The following is a 13,323-nucleotide window of genomic DNA, read 5'->3' as shown; positions in this document are numbered from 1 at the left end:
TCCGCATGGAGCTGGCCTTTAACCCCTTCCCCTATCCGCCCCCGCTGGCTAAGGGGCGCGCAATCCTATCCGCCGCGAAAGGGCCGCGCACCCCATGAAACTGATCTCCGGCAACAGCAACCTTCCCCTCGCCCGCGCGATCGCGGACTATCTGGAACTGCCGCTGACCGATACCAGCGTGCGCCGCTTTGCCGACGAGGAAGTGTTCGTCGAGATTCATGAAAATGTCCGCGGCCAGGATGTTTTCGTCGTCCAGCCGACGAACTTCCCCGCCAACGACAATCTGATGGAGCTGCTGATCATCAACGACGCGCTACGCCGCGCCTCGGCAAAGCGCATCACCGCAGTCGTCCCCTATTTCGGCTATGCCCGCCAGGACCGCAAACCCGGCCCGCGCACCCCGATCTCGGCGAAGCTCGTCGCGAACCTGATCACCACCTCGGGCGCCGACCGCGTCCTCGCGATCGACCTGCACGCCGGGCAGATCCAGGGCTTCTTCGACATCCCGACCGATAACCTCTACGCCGCGCCGGTGATGAGCGCCGACATCCAGGCGCGCTTTGCCGGCAAGAATCTGATGGTCGTGTCGCCCGACGTTGGCGGCGTCGTGCGCGCGCGGGCGCTCGCCAAGCGGCTCGACAACGCGCCGCTGGCGATTGTCGACAAGCGCCGCGAGCGCGCCGGCGAATCGGAAGTGATGAACATCATCGGCGACGTGAAGGGGCGCTTCTGCATCCTGATCGACGACATCGTCGATTCGGCAGGCACGCTGTGCAACGCCGCCGGGGCGCTGAAGGCCGCGGGCGCCGAGGGCGTCGTCGCTTATTGCACCCACGGCGTCTTGTCGGGCGGCGCGGTTGCACGCGTCGAGGCGAGCGAGCTCACCGAGCTGGTTATCACCGATTCGATCCAGCCGACCGACGCAGTGAACGACAGCAGCAAGGTCCGCGCGCTGACCGTCGCGCCGCTGCTCGGCGAAGCGATCAAGCGCATCGCCGACGAATCGAGCGTCTCCTCGCTGTTCGACTAATTCGTCACCGCGCCAGCAGGGCGCCGACGATCGATTCCAGTTCGCGGCGAAAAGCCGCATGGTCGGGCGCCGCGTGAACCAGCCCCTTCGCGGTCCAGCATAGCGCCTGCGCCAGGCTGCCGGCGCGCGCGACGGCGGTGCCGGGGCCGCCGCGCCGGATCGCGTTCGCCATCCCCGCCACCAGCCTGCGTTCGGCCGCGCGCACCGCTTCGCCGGGGTCGGGCACCGCCATCGGCGCGACATCGACCCCATGGGGCGAGGCGCGCAGCATTATCATATGCTGGCCGACCCACGCGTCGAGCGCGGCCAGCAATCGCGCGACCAATGCAGCGGCGGGATTGTCCAGACTGCCCAGCGCCTCCGCCAGCGACCGGTCGATCCGCGATCGGATCGCCCAGTCGATCAGCGCGTCTTTCGACCCGAAGCGGTTGTAGAGCGCCTGCCGCGACACGCCGGTGGCCCGCGCCAGATCGTCCATCGATGCCTTGCGAAAACCGGTGCGCGCAGCGGCGGCCAACAGCGAATCGGCGGAAATGCGGTCGGACATAGGCTCCATTTTACAAAATATATGAAATCTGTAAAATTGATATATTCGGTGCGCGACCGGCGGTCGAAGTGGTCCGGGGCTGGCGGGAGCCGCCGTGCTGCGCTAGCGCCGATGGCATGACGATCACCTCCGACCTCGCCCTCGCCAATCGCCTCGCCGACGCGGCCGGCGACGCCATTCGCCCGCTGTTCCGCGCCGCGTTCGCCCATGAAGCCAAGGACGACGCCTCGCCGGTGACCGAGGCCGACCGCGCTGCCGAAGCCGCAATGCGCCGCCTGCTGGATGCCGAAGCGCCGCGCGACGGAATCATCGGCGAGGAATATGGTGCCGAGCGTCCCGATGCGGCGCGGCAATGGGTGTTGGACCCGATCGACGGCACCGTCAGCTTCATGGCCGGACGGCCGATTTTCGGCACACTCATCGCGCTGCTCCAGGACGGCTGGCCAATCCTCGGCATCATCGACCAGCCGATCAGCGGCGAACGCTGGGTCGGCGCGCTGGGACAGCCGACGCTGTTCGGCGGCCAGCCCGTCCGCACCCGCACTTGCCGCGCGCTGGCCGATGCGACGCTCGCCACCACCGGCCCCCAATATTTCGCCGACCATGACGCCGAACATTTCATGGCGCTGGCGGCAAAGACGTCGCACAAGCGCATGGTCTTCGGCGGCGACTGTTATAATTATGGTCTGCTCGCGAGCGGACATATCGACCTCGTCGTCGAGGCCGGGCTGAAGCTGCACGACTTTGCCGCGCTGGTGCCGATCGTCGAGGGAGCGGGCGGGACGATGTGCGACTGGAACGGCGACCCGCTCAACGCCGACAGCATGGGGCATGTCATCGCGCTCGGCGATCCGGCGCGGCTCGAGGATGTGATCGAGGGGCTAGCCTGCCACCATTGAAACGGCGGCGGACCTCTTGTTCCCGCAACGCTTGCATTTCCGGGCGAATCCCCCTAAGCGCCCCGCTTCCGATTGTGTCGGCTGGCGACAAGGGCTGCCAGGCCGATACGCAAACGGACTTCCAAAGGAGACCAAAATGCCCAAAATGAAGACCAAGAGCGGTGTGAAGAAACGCTTCAAATTCACCGCCTCGGGCAAAGTGAAGCACGGCGTTGCCGGCAAGCGTCACCGCCTGATTTCGCACAATTCCAAGTATATCCGCACCAACCGCGGCACCAGCGTGCTGAGCGATTCGGATGTGGCCCATGTGCGCCTCTGGGCGCCCTACGGCCTGAAGTAAGGAGCGCTAAGGCATGTCACGCATCAAACGCGGCGTCACCACGCGCGCCAAGCACAAACGCGTATTGGAACAGGCGAAGGGCTTTTACGGCCGTCGCAAGAACACCATTCGTATCGCCAAGCAGGCGGTCGAAAAGGCTGGCCAATATGCCTATCGCGACCGCAAGGTTAAGAAGCGGAATTTCCGCGGTCTGTGGATCCAGCGCATCAACGCTGCGGTTCGCGCCGAAGGCCTGACCTATTCGCAGTTCATGCACGGCGTGAAGCTGGCGGGGATCGAGCTCGACCGCAAGGTCATGGCCGACCTGGCAATGAACGAAGGCACCGTCTTCACCACCATCATCGCCCAGGCAAAGGCGGCGCTGCCCAAGGCAGCCTGACGCTTTTCAGCCAGACGACAAGAAACAAGGGCGGTCCCGACGGGGCCGCCCTTTTTCGTTGGGGGATACGCCAGGGATGTCGGCTGGCGATCGATGCCAGCCGGATCGGCCGATCACCCGACGCCGTGATACCACCATATGCCGTCGCGGTCTTCGCGCCGGACCCGGCCCTCGACTTCGAGCCGTTTCAGATGCGCCAGCGCCTCGCCGGTCGCCAGCCCCTGATTATGCTCGCCGATCGGGCGATTGAACAGCAGCGGGAAACTGTCGACCGCACGCATCGGCGCCTGCGCCGCGGCTTCGGCCAGATTATAGAGCCGCATGCGATGCTCGTCGCGCAGCGCCATCAACCGGACGTGCAGTCCCTTGAACGGTTCGCCATGCGCGGGGCAGACGGTGACGTCGGCGGGGACGACGCTCAGCAATTTGTCGATCGACGCCAGCCATTCGCCGAGCGGATCGGCGTCGGGTTCGGTGATGTTGACCGACACGTTCGAACTGATCCGCGGCAGCACCTGGTCGCCCGACACCAGCACGCCCTCGCGCTCGTTCCACAGGCACGCATGTTCGGGGCTGTGTCCCGATCCCACCACGACGCGCCACTGGTGCGCGCCCAGGTCAATCCGGTCGCCGTCCTCGATCCGCACATAGCTGCGTGGCAGCGGAAAGATCATACGCTGGAACATGTTCCAGCCGCGCGAGCGCTGCGTCTCGATCGCCGCTTCGTCCCAGCCCGCGGCGCGCGACTGCGTCAGCACCTCGTCGGGGGCGGCGTCAGACGAATCAGCGACGATCGCGCGCGCGGTCAGCATCTCGCCGCGCGTCATCCACAGCTTGACGCCCTGTTTCTTCGCGATCCAGCCGGCGAGGCCAATATGGTCGGGGTGCAGGTGCGTCCCGATGACGCGCGTGATCCGTTTGCCGTTCAAGGCGCCCGCATAGAGCGCCTTCCACGCGTCCGAACACATGGTCAGGCAGATGCCGGTGTCGACGATCGCGACCCCGTCCGCGCCATCGGCGTCGTCGTCGAGCAGCCAACTGTTGATATGGCCGAGCGACCCCGGCATCGGGATGCGCGCCCAGCTGATCCCGCCCGCGATGCGGATCGTCTCGCCCGCCCCCGGCGCAGCCTCACCCCATGGGTAGGTCAGACCCGCATGGCTGGTCGCGGTAAAGCTGTCGTCTTGGGTCAGCGAAGCATCCGGCGAGCCGCTGGCCGCCGGGATATTGTCGTCATCGCTGCCCGACATCGGTCAGGCTTCGCCGTCGGCTTCGGCTGCCTCGGCGGCGCGCGCCTCGTTCGCGGCGGTGCGTTCGGCGCGCAACTCTTCGAGCAGCGCTTCGCGGTCGCCTTCGAACCGGTTGTCGGTCGGTGCGGCAATCCCCGCCTTTTTCGCCGCCTTGGCAACCAGCGCGTCGAGCTCGCGCTGCGAACACAGGCCCAGCGTCACCGGATCCTTGGCGACGATGTTGGCGCTGTTCCAATGGCTGCGCTCACGAATCGCATTGATCGTGTTGCGCGTGGTGCCGATCAGCTTGCCGATCGCGCCATCGGATACTTCGGGATGGTTCTTCAGGATCCACGCGATGCCGTCGGGCTTGTCCTGGCGCTTGCTGACCGGGGTGTAGCGCGGGCCGCGGGTGCGGCGGATCGTGTCCTGCGCCTGCTTGCTCATCTTGAGCTTGTAATTGGGGTCGTTCTGACCCTTTTCGATCTCGTCCATCGACAGCTCGTGCGCGCGCACCGGGTCGCGGCCGGTGTATTTGGTCGCCGCGGTCTCGTCGGCGATCGCCTGTACTTCCAGAATATGGATGCCGCAATATTCGGCGATCTGGATGAAGGTGAGGCCGGTGTTGTCGACCAGCCAGGCGGCGGTCGCATGCGGCATCAGCGGGGTGGCATCGGGATTGGCCATGACTGCTCTCCAAAAGCACAAATAATAAGGGCCGCCCCTCGCGGAGCGGCCGAATAATGGGGGTGGCTGTAAACCGGATTGGCAAAAGGGGCAAGGGGGCGCGGCGCGGCGCCCGTTTCCGCCGCTCAGACGATCAGCACGATCTTCCCGACATGCGCGCCGGCCTGCATCCGTGCATGCGCCGCGCCGGCCTCGGCGAGCGGGAAGATCCGGTCCATCGCCGGCTTCCACCCGCTCTCGGCCAGGCGCGGCCACACGATACGGTGGATTTCGTCGGCCAGCGCAGCCTTGAAATCGGGGCTGCGCGCGCGGAGCGTCGATCCGGTCAGCGTCAGGCGGCGGCGCATGACGTCGGCGATGTCGATCTCGACCTTCATCCCGCGCTGGAATGCGATGGTGACATGGCGGCCGTCCTCGGCCAGGCAGGCGAGGTTGCGCGGCAGATAATCGCCGCCGACCATATCGAGCACCGCATCGACCCCGCGCCCATCGGTGAACGCCTTCACCGCCTCGACATAATCGTCGGCGGAATAATCGATCGCTTGGGTCGCGCCGAGCGCCATCGCCGCGGCGCATTTGTCGGCACTGCCGCAGGTCACGATGACCCGGATGTCGAACAGCTTGCATAGCCCGATCGCGGTCGTCCCGATGCCGCTGGTGCCGCCATGGACCAGCACGGTGTCGCCGTCCTTCACCCACGCCCGTTCGAACAGATTGTGCCAGACGGTGAATATCGTTTCAGGGAGCGCCGCGGCCTCGGCCATCGCAAAGCCCTTGGGCACCGGCAGGCAGCTTCCCGCGGGGGCGACGCAATATTCGGCATAGCCGCCGCCCGCGACGAGCGCGCACACCGCCTGCCCCAAAAGCTCGGCATCACAGCCCGGCCCGACCGCGACGATCGTCCCGGCAATCTCCAGCCCGGGCAGGTCCGATGCCCCCGGCGGCGGCGGGTAATAGCCCATGCGTTGCAACACGTCAGGACGGTTAACCCCGGCGGCGGCGACGCGGATCAGCACCTCGTCCGGCCCCGGCTGCGGCACCGGGCGCTGCGCGGGGACCAGAACCTCTGGCCCTCCGGGCGCGCTGATGGCGATCGCGGTCATGCTCGCTGGCAGGCTGATCACGTTGAAATTTCCCCCACTTTTCAATTCGCCCTCTCGGCCACCTTATTGACAGCGTGGCGCACCGGGTCAACACTCGCCGCCTTGCCACCCCGGACCAGCGAGAGAGAGGAACCGCCATGGACGATGACGACCTTCCCCGCCGCCGCGACGATGGGCTCGCGGCGCTGACCAGACAACCGCTCGATCCGCTGTCGCTGGCCGAACTCGATGACCGTATCGCGACGCTCGAAGCCGAGATCGACCGCGTCAAGGCGCACCGCGCCGCGGCAACGAGTCACAAGGCGGTCGCCGAGTCGCTGTTCAAAAAGGGGTAGGGCGGCCGCTATTCCGCCTCGGTGCTCAGTCCCAGCTCGGGAATGCCGATCGACCGGCGCCCGCCGAAATCGGAGCGGACGACGATCGCGCCCTGCTTTTCCATATAGTCGACCAGCCGCCGGATGCGCCCCGGCGAGCGGCTGCCATAGGCGCGGCCCAGCACGTCGTCGTCGGGGCAGCTGTCGCCGTCCATCGCGGCGCGCGCGATTTGCAGGAATGGCGCGAGCATGTCGTCGGGCAGCCGCTCGGCGACGCGCAACGCTTCGGTCCAGCGCGGTTCGGACGGGTCGAACACCCCACCCTTGGCCAGCGCGAAACGGCGGCGGAACGCCGCCAGATCGAGCGGCACTTTTTTCAGTTTCTGCATCCGGCAGCGCACCGAGAAATCCTGATAGAGGAAGGATTCGGGCTGGAAGGCGCTGTCGGGATCGGCGAGCATCTCCTCAAGCATTGCGACGACCACCGCATCGCTCTGCTCGGCTTCCTCGACCGCGGCGACGATGTCGAGCACGACCGGCGCGTCGCGGTCGTCGTGCAGCCCCTCGACCGCGGCAATGCGTTCGAGCACTTCGCTCGCCGCGACCGGCGCGGGTTCGGGCGCGAAGACGCGCGGCGCCGCTGGCGCCTCCATTTCGGTGAACAGCATCGATCGCATGTCGGCGCCGTCCGCTTGCGGCAGCGGCATCAGGCTGTGCGTCCCCATTCGCGTCGCGGTCTGCGTCGCGCCGATGCGGATGCTGAGCGGGCGCCGTGAGATCGCCGGACCCAGCCCCAGGAAATGGCCACGCTCCAGATCGCGGATCGCTTCGGCCTGCCGCCGCTCCATCCCGAGCAGGTCGGCGGCGCGCGCCATGTCGATGTCGAGAAAGGTGCGCCCCATCAGGAAATTGCTCGCCTCGGCGGCGACATTCTTCGCGAGCTTGGCGAGCCGCTGCGTCGCGATCGCGCCGGCAAGGCCGCGCTTGCGCCCGCGGCACATCAAGTTCGTCATCGCCGACAGACTTGCGCGGCGGACAGCGTCCGACACATCGCCTGCGACGCTCGGCGCGAACATCTGCGCCTCGTCGACCACCACCAGCGCCGGAAACCAATGTTCGCGCGGCGCGTCGAACAACGCGTTCAAAAACGCCGCGGCGCAGGTCATCTGCGCCTCGATGTCGAGCGATTCGAGGCTGAGGACAATCGACGCGCGATGTTCGCGGATGCGCGCGCCCATCGCCGCGATCTCGCGCTCATTATAATCGCCGCCGTTGATCACGACATGGCTGTACACATCGGCGAGGGTGACAAAATCACCCTCGGGATCGATCACGATCTGCTGCACCAGCGCGGCGCTTTCCTCGAGAATGCGGCGCAGCAGGTGCGACTTGCCCGACCCCGAATTGCCCTGGACAAGCAGGCGCGTCGCCAGCAGTTCCTGGACGTTGATATGCACGCCCTGCCCGCCGCTGTCGGTTCCGATCTCGATGCTCGTCTTCACGGACGCCGCCCTATCGGGGCGCTTGCCCAAAGACAACCGAGCGCCGTTTCGAACCACCCGATTTTTCCGCGCCGCCTTGCCAAGGCCGACAAAACCACGAAAAGGGGACATGGATTTCGACGACCAGCTCCGCCGCTACTTCGGCACCGCCGACCTCGCGGCGATCCACCCCGAGGCGCATGCCGCGGGCACCGAGCGCATGCGCGTCGACTTCGGCCTGGAAGCCAATCCCGGCCGCCGCTTCGCGCTGTGGGCGCTGATGTACATGCTCGGCGTCGCCCCCGACCTGGATGTCGCGTTCAAGGATGAAGCCGAACGCAACATCGCGCGCGATTTCATGGATATGGCGGATCGCGCGGGCGAGGGTTGATCGTCAGCGCCGGGAAGCCGCCGAAATCAGCCGTCGCCGCCGCGCAGGCGGAGCCGACGATATTGAGCAACATCCGCCCCTACCCCAAACGACCGCATCCGAACGAAGAAGCGGCGCGAAGCTTTCGCTTCGCGCCGCCCCGACAATGGCTCCAGTGGAAACCATCGCCCCCCCGCCCGTTCCGAAAAGCCGTGGGTCGCAGAAAGCTGCCGGCCGGGACGAAGCTCGGAAAAATCTATCGTCTGTTTTCAGGTCGCCGCCAAATCCCCCTCATTTGGCGCCACCACTCTGCCGTCGCCGCGACCTCCCGATATTCGTCTCACCCGCCCGCTTGCCGAGCCTCACCGCGCAACTATGGCGAAGTTGGTGCGTAGAAAATTGTAAAAACCCGACAAGAAATGGCGTCAAAATGTTGTTTTTCGTCGTTAATGACGGCTAGAGGAAAGTCGATGCTAAACAGCGACACCGCCGCGCCGGATCCGTCCGACGTCCGAATCTCCACTCGCTTTTTCGCGGTGTCGGCGCCGCTGCGCCCCTATCTCAGCACGATCTATCTGACCGAAGTGTCGGTCCCGGCGGGCACCCGCGTCGATGATTATCTGCATCCCGAATGGGCAAATTTGCGCTTTGTCGAAGGCGAGGTGCCGCTGGCGTCGGTGGGCGGCGCGCCGGTCATCGCCACGCCGCGCTTTATCGCCACCGGCCCGACCAGCACCGCCACCTATTTCGCGACCGGCACCATGCGCGTGTGGGGCATCGGCGTCGTGCCGCTGGGTTGGGCGAAATTCATCCCGCTGCCTGCCGACGATCTGGCCGACCGGTTTTGCGACGGCGCCGCTCACCCCGCCTTTGCCGCTTTCGCGCCGCTCGGGGGGAAGTTGCGCGAGGTGAACGACGTCGATGCCGCCGCGGCGATGATCGACGCCTATTTCTGCGCCCTGCTCGGTCGCGCGCCACCCGACGACCCGGCGATCCTGGCGGCGCACCGCGCGCTGGTCGACGACGAGCTGGCGACCGTCGCCGACCTTTCGGCCAAGCTGGAGCTGTCCGAACGCTCGATCGAACGATTGAGCCACCGCGCCTTCGGCTTTTCGCCCAAGCTGCTGCTTCGCCGCCAGCGTTTCCTGCGCTCGCTGGCGCGCTTCATGCTCGACCCGTCGATGGCGTGGATCGATACGATGGATCATCATTATTACGACCAGGCGCAATTCACCCGCGACTTCGCCAAATTCATGGGTATGAGCCCGCGCGACTATGCGGCGCGGCCCAAACCGATCCTGGGCGCCGCTGCCAAAGCCCGCGCCGCCGCAGCGGGCGCCGCAGTGCAGGGGCTGCACAAGCCCGGGGGTTGACCCCCCAAGGGCTTGACCCACGCATCGCGTTCGGTGCAAGCGGCGGCGCGGGCGAAGCGCGGCCGTTGCAGGATAAATGACGATGAGCGATATCCAGGCCACCCAGACCCGGCTGGTCGACGACATAAGGGCGGCGAGCGACCTCGACGCGCTCGAGGCGCTGCGCGTCGCCGCGCTGGGCAAGGCGGGCAGCGTTACCGCGCTGCTGAAATCGCTGGGCGGGATGACCCCCGATGAGCGGCAGGAACAGGGGCCGTTGATCCACGCCCTGCGCGAAGCCGTCACCGCCGCGATCGCCGACCGCAAGGCGGCGCTCGACGCCGCCGCGATCGACATCAAGCTCGCCGCCGAGGCGATCGACATGTCGCTCCCCGCCGACACCGCCCCGCGCGGCAGCGTCCACCCGGTGAGCCAGGTGATGGACGAGCTCGCCGAAATCTTTGCCGATATGGGCTTTGCCGTCGCGACCGGTCCCGAGATCGAGGACGATTGGCGCAATTTCACCGCGCTCAACATTCCCGAAACGCATCCCGCACGCGCGATGCACGACACCTTCTATTTCCCGGAAGTTGGCGAAGGTGCCGCGCAGCGTATGTTGCTGCGGACGCACACATCGCCGGTGCAAATTAGGACGATGATGTCTGAAGCCCCGCCGATCCGCATCATCGCGCCGGGCCGCGTCTATCGCAGCGACAGCGACGCGACGCACACGCCGATGTTCCACCAGATCGAAGGGCTGGTGATCGACAAGGGGATCACGCTCGGCCACCTCAAATGGACGCTGGAGACCTTCCTGAAGGCCTATTTCGAGCGCGACGACATCGTGCTGCGGCTGCGCCCGAGCTATTTCCCTTTCACCGAACCCTCGGCGGAAGTGGACGTCGGTTACAAGCAGGAAAAGGGCCGCCGCATCGTCGGCGGGCATGGCGACGATGATGGTCATGCGTGGATGGAGCTGCTCGGCAGCGGGATGGTCAACCGCCGCGTCATCGCCAATTGCGGGCTCGATCCCGACGAGTGGCAGGGCTTTGCCTTTGGGGTCGGGGTCGATCGGCTGGCGATGCTGAAATATGGCATGGACGACCTGCGCGCCTTCTTCGATGGCGACCTGCGCTGGCTCGCCCATTATGGATTTGGCGCGCTGAGTGTCCCGACGCTGAGCGGGGGGATTTCGGCATGAAGATCACCCTCGACTGGCTGAAGGAGCATCTGGAAACGTCCGCGAGCGTCGACGACGTCGTCGCGACGCTCAACCGCATCGGCCATGAGGTCGAAGGCGTCGAGAACCCGGCCGACAAACTGAAAGGCTTCCGCGTCGCGCGCGTGCTGACCGCCGAGAAACACCCGCAGGCCGACAAATTGCAGGTGCTGACGGTCGATACCGGCGACGGCGGCGCGGCGCTGACCGTCGTGTGCGGCGCGCCCAATGCGCGCGCCGGACTGGTCGGCGTGCTCGGACTGCCCGGCGCGGTGGTGCCCGCGAACGGGATGGAGCTGAAGGTCGCCGCCGTCCGCGGGGTCGAATCGAACGGCATGATGTGCTCGACGCGCGAGCTTGAGCTTGGCGACGACCATGACGGGATCATCGAGCTGCCCGCCGATGCGCCGATCGGCACCAGCTTTGCCGATTATAGCGGCGCAGGCGATCCGGTGATCGATATTTCGATCACCCCGAACCGGCAGGATTGCATGGGGGTGCGCGGCATCGCGCGCGACCTCGCCGCCGCCGGGCTCGGCACGCTGAAGCCGCTCGACGTCCCGACGATCGCGGGCGAGGGCGCGCCGACGACCGAAATTCGTACCGACGATCCTGGAGGTTGCCCCGCTTTCTATGGCCGCACGATCAGCGGCGTCACCAACGGCACCGCCCCCGAATGGATGCGCCGCCGCCTGGAAGCGGTTGGACAACGCTCGATCTCGGCGCTCGTCGACATCAGCAATTATGTGATGTTCGACCTCGGCCGCCCGAGCCACATCTATGACCGCGCCAAGCTGACCGGTGCGCTCGTCGCGCGCCGCGCCACGGCAGGCGAGACGGCGACCGCGCTCAACGGCAAGGAATATGCCCTGACCGATACGATGACGGTGCTCGCCGACGACAGCGGCGTCCACGACATCGCCGGCATCATGGGCGGCGAGCATAGCGGGTGCAGCGAGACGACGACCGACGTGCTGCTCGAAATCGCTTACTTCACCCCCGAGCGCATCGCGCTGACCGGACAAGCCCTGGCGCTGACCAGCGACGCGCGCAGCCGCTTCGAGCGCGGGGTCGATCCGGCGTTCCTCGACGATGCGACCGCGATCGTCACCGCGCATGTGCTCGCGATTTGCGGCGGCACCGCGTCGGCGGTGACCCGCGCCGGAACGCCGCCCGCCGAGGTGAAGACGGTCGATTATGACCCGGCGCTGTCGGCGACGCTCGGCGGCATCGCGATCGGGCCCGAACGGCAGCAGGAGATCCTGACCGCGCTTGGTTTTTCGGTGATCGAGCAGGGCGGTCGCTGGCAGGTCGCGGTGCCAAGCTGGCGACGCGACATCGACGGCGCCCCCGATCTGGTCGAGGAAGTCACGCGCATCACCGGGTTCGACGCGATCGCGTCGGTGGCGTTGCCGCGCGTGGACGGAGTCGCCAAACCGACCGCGACCCCCGAACAGATGCTCGAACGCCGCCTGCGCCGCGCGGCCGCGGCGGCGGGGTTCGCCGAAGCGGTCACCTGGTCGTTCATCAGCGACCGCGACGCGGCGCCGTTCGGCGGCGGCGACTGGTCGCTCGCCAATCCGATCAGCGAAGATCTGAAGGTCATGCGCCCGTCGCTGCTCCCCGGCCTGCTCGGCGCGGCGCAGCGCAACCAGAACCGCGGCGTATCCAGCATCCGCCTGTTCGAAATCGGGCGGCGCTATCTGGCCGATGCCGAGCATCCGACGCTGGCCGTGCTGATGGCGGGCGACAAGCGCGCGCGCGGCTGGCAGGCGGGCAAGGCCGCACCGTTCGATGCGTTCGACGCCAAGGCCGCGGCACTGGCGCTGCTCGATGCCGCAGGTGCCCCTGCCGACCGCTTGCAGGTGATGGAGGCGGTCGCCGAGGGCAGCATCTGGCACCCCGGCCAGTCGGCGACGCTGCGGCTCGGCCCCAAGGCGGTGCTCGCCGAGTTCGGCGCGCTCCACCCACTGCTCACCCGGCATTTCGATGTCGATGGGCCGGTGATGGCGGTGCAGATTTTCCTCGATGCGATCCCGGCAAAGCGCGCGAGCAGCCCGGCGCGGGCCGCCTTCACCCCGCCCGCGCTGCAGTCGGTGCGCCGCGACTTCGCGTTCCTGGCCTCGACCAGCCTGACCGCCGCCGACCTGGTCCGCGCGATCCGCGGCGCCGACAAGGCGAGCATCACCGATGCTCGCCTGTTCGACCGTTTCACCGGGCAGGGCGTGCCCGAAGGTCAGGTGAGCCTGGCGGTCGAGGTCGAATTGCAGCCGGTGGAGAAAAGCTTCACCGATGCCGAGCTGAAGGCGATCGCCGACAAGGTGGTCGCGGCGGCGGCGAAGGTTGGGGCGGTGCTGCGGGGGTAACCGTCCT

At 66.9% G+C, this 13,323-nt stretch carries 14 protein-coding genes; 9 read left to right on the top strand and 5 right to left on the bottom strand.

Annotated features, from left to right (window positions below; translation table 11 throughout):
- Nucleotides 1-94 precede the first annotated feature (94 nt).
- Nucleotides 95-1,030 carry a ribose-phosphate pyrophosphokinase gene (locus ACTIFP_RS02675; RefSeq protein WP_439567158.1) on the top strand — a complete coding sequence of 312 codons (936 nt, stop codon included), beginning with the start codon at nt 95-97 and terminating at the stop codon, nt 1,028-1,030.
- A gap of 4 nt (nt 1,031-1,034) precedes the next feature.
- Here the strand turns inward: ACTIFP_RS02675 and ACTIFP_RS02670 are convergent, their stop codons facing one another.
- Entirely contained in the window at nt 1,035-1,577 is a 543-nt protein-coding gene (locus ACTIFP_RS02670; protein WP_439567157.1) for a TetR/AcrR family transcriptional regulator, read from the bottom strand.
- 116 nt (nt 1,578-1,693) lie between these two features.
- On the opposite strand from ACTIFP_RS02670, the gene hisN reads away from it, so the two are divergent.
- The 3 genes from hisN (at nt 1,694) to rplT (ending at nt 3,195) form a co-directional block, all read left to right on the top strand.
- On the top strand, nt 1,694-2,476 hold the full coding sequence (gene hisN / locus ACTIFP_RS02665; protein ID WP_439567156.1) for a histidinol-phosphatase: 783 nt from the start codon (nt 1,694-1,696) through the stop codon (nt 2,474-2,476).
- A 136-nt stretch (nt 2,477-2,612) separates the two neighbouring features.
- The gene (gene rpmI / locus ACTIFP_RS02660) at nt 2,613-2,816 is read left to right on the top strand and encodes a 50S ribosomal protein L35 (protein ID WP_088439780.1); all 204 of its coding nucleotides are present in this window, start codon (nt 2,613-2,615) and stop codon (nt 2,814-2,816) included.
- Between the two features lie 13 nt (nt 2,817-2,829).
- Complete coding sequence (gene rplT / locus ACTIFP_RS02655; RefSeq protein ID WP_137752332.1) at nt 2,830-3,195, top strand: 50S ribosomal protein L20; 366 nt, start codon at nt 2,830-2,832, stop codon at nt 3,193-3,195.
- A 113-nt stretch (nt 3,196-3,308) separates the two neighbouring features.
- On the opposite strand, the gene ACTIFP_RS02650 is transcribed toward rplT, so the two are convergent.
- The 3 genes from ACTIFP_RS02650 to ACTIFP_RS02640 form a co-directional block, all read right to left on the bottom strand.
- The gene (locus tag ACTIFP_RS02650; RefSeq protein WP_439567155.1) at nt 3,309-4,445 is read right to left on the bottom strand and encodes an MBL fold metallo-hydrolase; all 1,137 of its coding nucleotides are present in this window, start codon (nt 4,443-4,445) and stop codon (nt 3,309-3,311) included.
- 3 nt (nt 4,446-4,448) lie between these two features.
- A complete protein-coding gene (locus ACTIFP_RS02645) occupies nt 4,449-5,084 on the bottom strand; it encodes a cell cycle transcriptional regulator TrcR (protein WP_439567294.1) in 636 nt (211 codons plus the stop codon).
- Nucleotides 5,085-5,236: 152 nt separating this feature from the next.
- A complete protein-coding gene (locus ACTIFP_RS02640; protein WP_439567154.1) occupies nt 5,237-6,214 on the bottom strand; it encodes an NAD(P)H-quinone oxidoreductase in 978 nt (325 codons plus the stop codon).
- 137 nt (nt 6,215-6,351) lie between these two features.
- On the opposite strand from ACTIFP_RS02640, the gene ACTIFP_RS02635 reads away from it, so the two are divergent.
- A complete protein-coding gene (locus tag ACTIFP_RS02635) occupies nt 6,352-6,549 on the top strand; it encodes a DUF1192 domain-containing protein (RefSeq protein WP_439567153.1) in 198 nt (65 codons plus the stop codon).
- A gap of 8 nt (nt 6,550-6,557) precedes the next feature.
- Here ACTIFP_RS02635 and ACTIFP_RS02630 read toward each other — a convergent pair whose 3' ends face one another.
- Complete coding sequence (locus ACTIFP_RS02630) at nt 6,558-8,030, bottom strand: helicase HerA domain-containing protein (protein ID WP_439567152.1); 1,473 nt, start codon at nt 8,028-8,030, stop codon at nt 6,558-6,560.
- A gap of 109 nt (nt 8,031-8,139) precedes the next feature.
- Between ACTIFP_RS02630 and ACTIFP_RS02625 the strand changes: the two genes are divergently transcribed.
- From ACTIFP_RS02625 to pheT, 4 genes are all read left to right on the top strand, one after another.
- Complete coding sequence (locus ACTIFP_RS02625) at nt 8,140-8,400, top strand: hypothetical protein (protein WP_439567151.1); 261 nt, start codon at nt 8,140-8,142, stop codon at nt 8,398-8,400.
- A gap of 449 nt (nt 8,401-8,849) precedes the next feature.
- Entirely contained in the window at nt 8,850-9,752 is a 903-nt protein-coding gene (locus tag ACTIFP_RS02620; RefSeq protein WP_439567150.1) for a helix-turn-helix domain-containing protein, read from the top strand.
- An 82-nt stretch (nt 9,753-9,834) separates the two neighbouring features.
- Nucleotides 9,835-10,932 carry a phenylalanine--tRNA ligase subunit alpha gene (gene pheS / locus ACTIFP_RS02615; RefSeq protein ID WP_439567149.1) on the top strand — a complete coding sequence of 366 codons (1,098 nt, stop codon included), beginning with the start codon at nt 9,835-9,837 and terminating at the stop codon, nt 10,930-10,932.
- Complete coding sequence (gene pheT / locus ACTIFP_RS02610; protein ID WP_439567148.1) at nt 10,929-13,316, top strand: phenylalanine--tRNA ligase subunit beta; 2,388 nt, start codon at nt 10,929-10,931, stop codon at nt 13,314-13,316. Before pheS ends, pheT begins: the two co-directional genes overlap by 4 nt.
- The last annotated feature ends 7 nt before the right edge of the window (nt 13,317-13,323 follow it).

Source organism: Sphingopyxis sp. (assembly GCF_051861155.1).
In the GTDB taxonomy this organism is placed as follows: Bacteria; Pseudomonadota; Alphaproteobacteria; order Sphingomonadales; family Sphingomonadaceae; genus Sphingopyxis.
Note: the sequence above shows the minus strand (reverse complement) of the source record. Positions and strands in the feature narration are given on the sequence as shown.

Bases quoted from the DNA above. Each gene is read 5' to 3' on its own strand.
- ACTIFP_RS02650 (WP_439567155.1), bottom strand. From the start codon at position 4,445: ATGTCGGGCAGCGATGACGACAATATCCCGGCGGCCAGCGGCTCGCCG.
- ACTIFP_RS02670 (WP_439567157.1), bottom strand. From the start codon at position 1,577: ATGTCCGACCGCATTTCCGCCGATTCGCTGTTGGCCGCCGCTGCGCGC.
- ACTIFP_RS02675 (WP_439567158.1), top strand. From the start codon at position 95: ATGAAACTGATCTCCGGCAACAGCAACCTTCCCCTCGCCCGCGCGATC.
- pheS (WP_439567149.1), top strand. From the start codon at position 9,835: ATGAGCGATATCCAGGCCACCCAGACCCGGCTGGTCGACGACATAAGG.
- ACTIFP_RS02625 (WP_439567151.1), top strand. From the start codon at position 8,140: ATGGATTTCGACGACCAGCTCCGCCGCTACTTCGGCACCGCCGACCTC.
- hisN (WP_439567156.1), top strand. From the start codon at position 1,694: ATGACGATCACCTCCGACCTCGCCCTCGCCAATCGCCTCGCCGACGCG.
- rpmI (WP_088439780.1), top strand. From the start codon at position 2,613: ATGCCCAAAATGAAGACCAAGAGCGGTGTGAAGAAACGCTTCAAATTC.
- rplT (WP_137752332.1), top strand. From the start codon at position 2,830: ATGTCACGCATCAAACGCGGCGTCACCACGCGCGCCAAGCACAAACGC.
- ACTIFP_RS02620 (WP_439567150.1), top strand. From the start codon at position 8,850: ATGCTAAACAGCGACACCGCCGCGCCGGATCCGTCCGACGTCCGAATC.
- pheT (WP_439567148.1), top strand. From the start codon at position 10,929: ATGAAGATCACCCTCGACTGGCTGAAGGAGCATCTGGAAACGTCCGCG.
- ACTIFP_RS02635 (WP_439567153.1), top strand. From the start codon at position 6,352: ATGGACGATGACGACCTTCCCCGCCGCCGCGACGATGGGCTCGCGGCG.
- ACTIFP_RS02640 (WP_439567154.1), bottom strand. From the start codon at position 6,214: ATGACCGCGATCGCCATCAGCGCGCCCGGAGGGCCAGAGGTTCTGGTC.
- ACTIFP_RS02645 (WP_439567294.1), bottom strand. From the start codon at position 5,084: ATGCCGCATGCGACCGCCGCCTGGCTGGTCGACAACACCGGCCTCACC.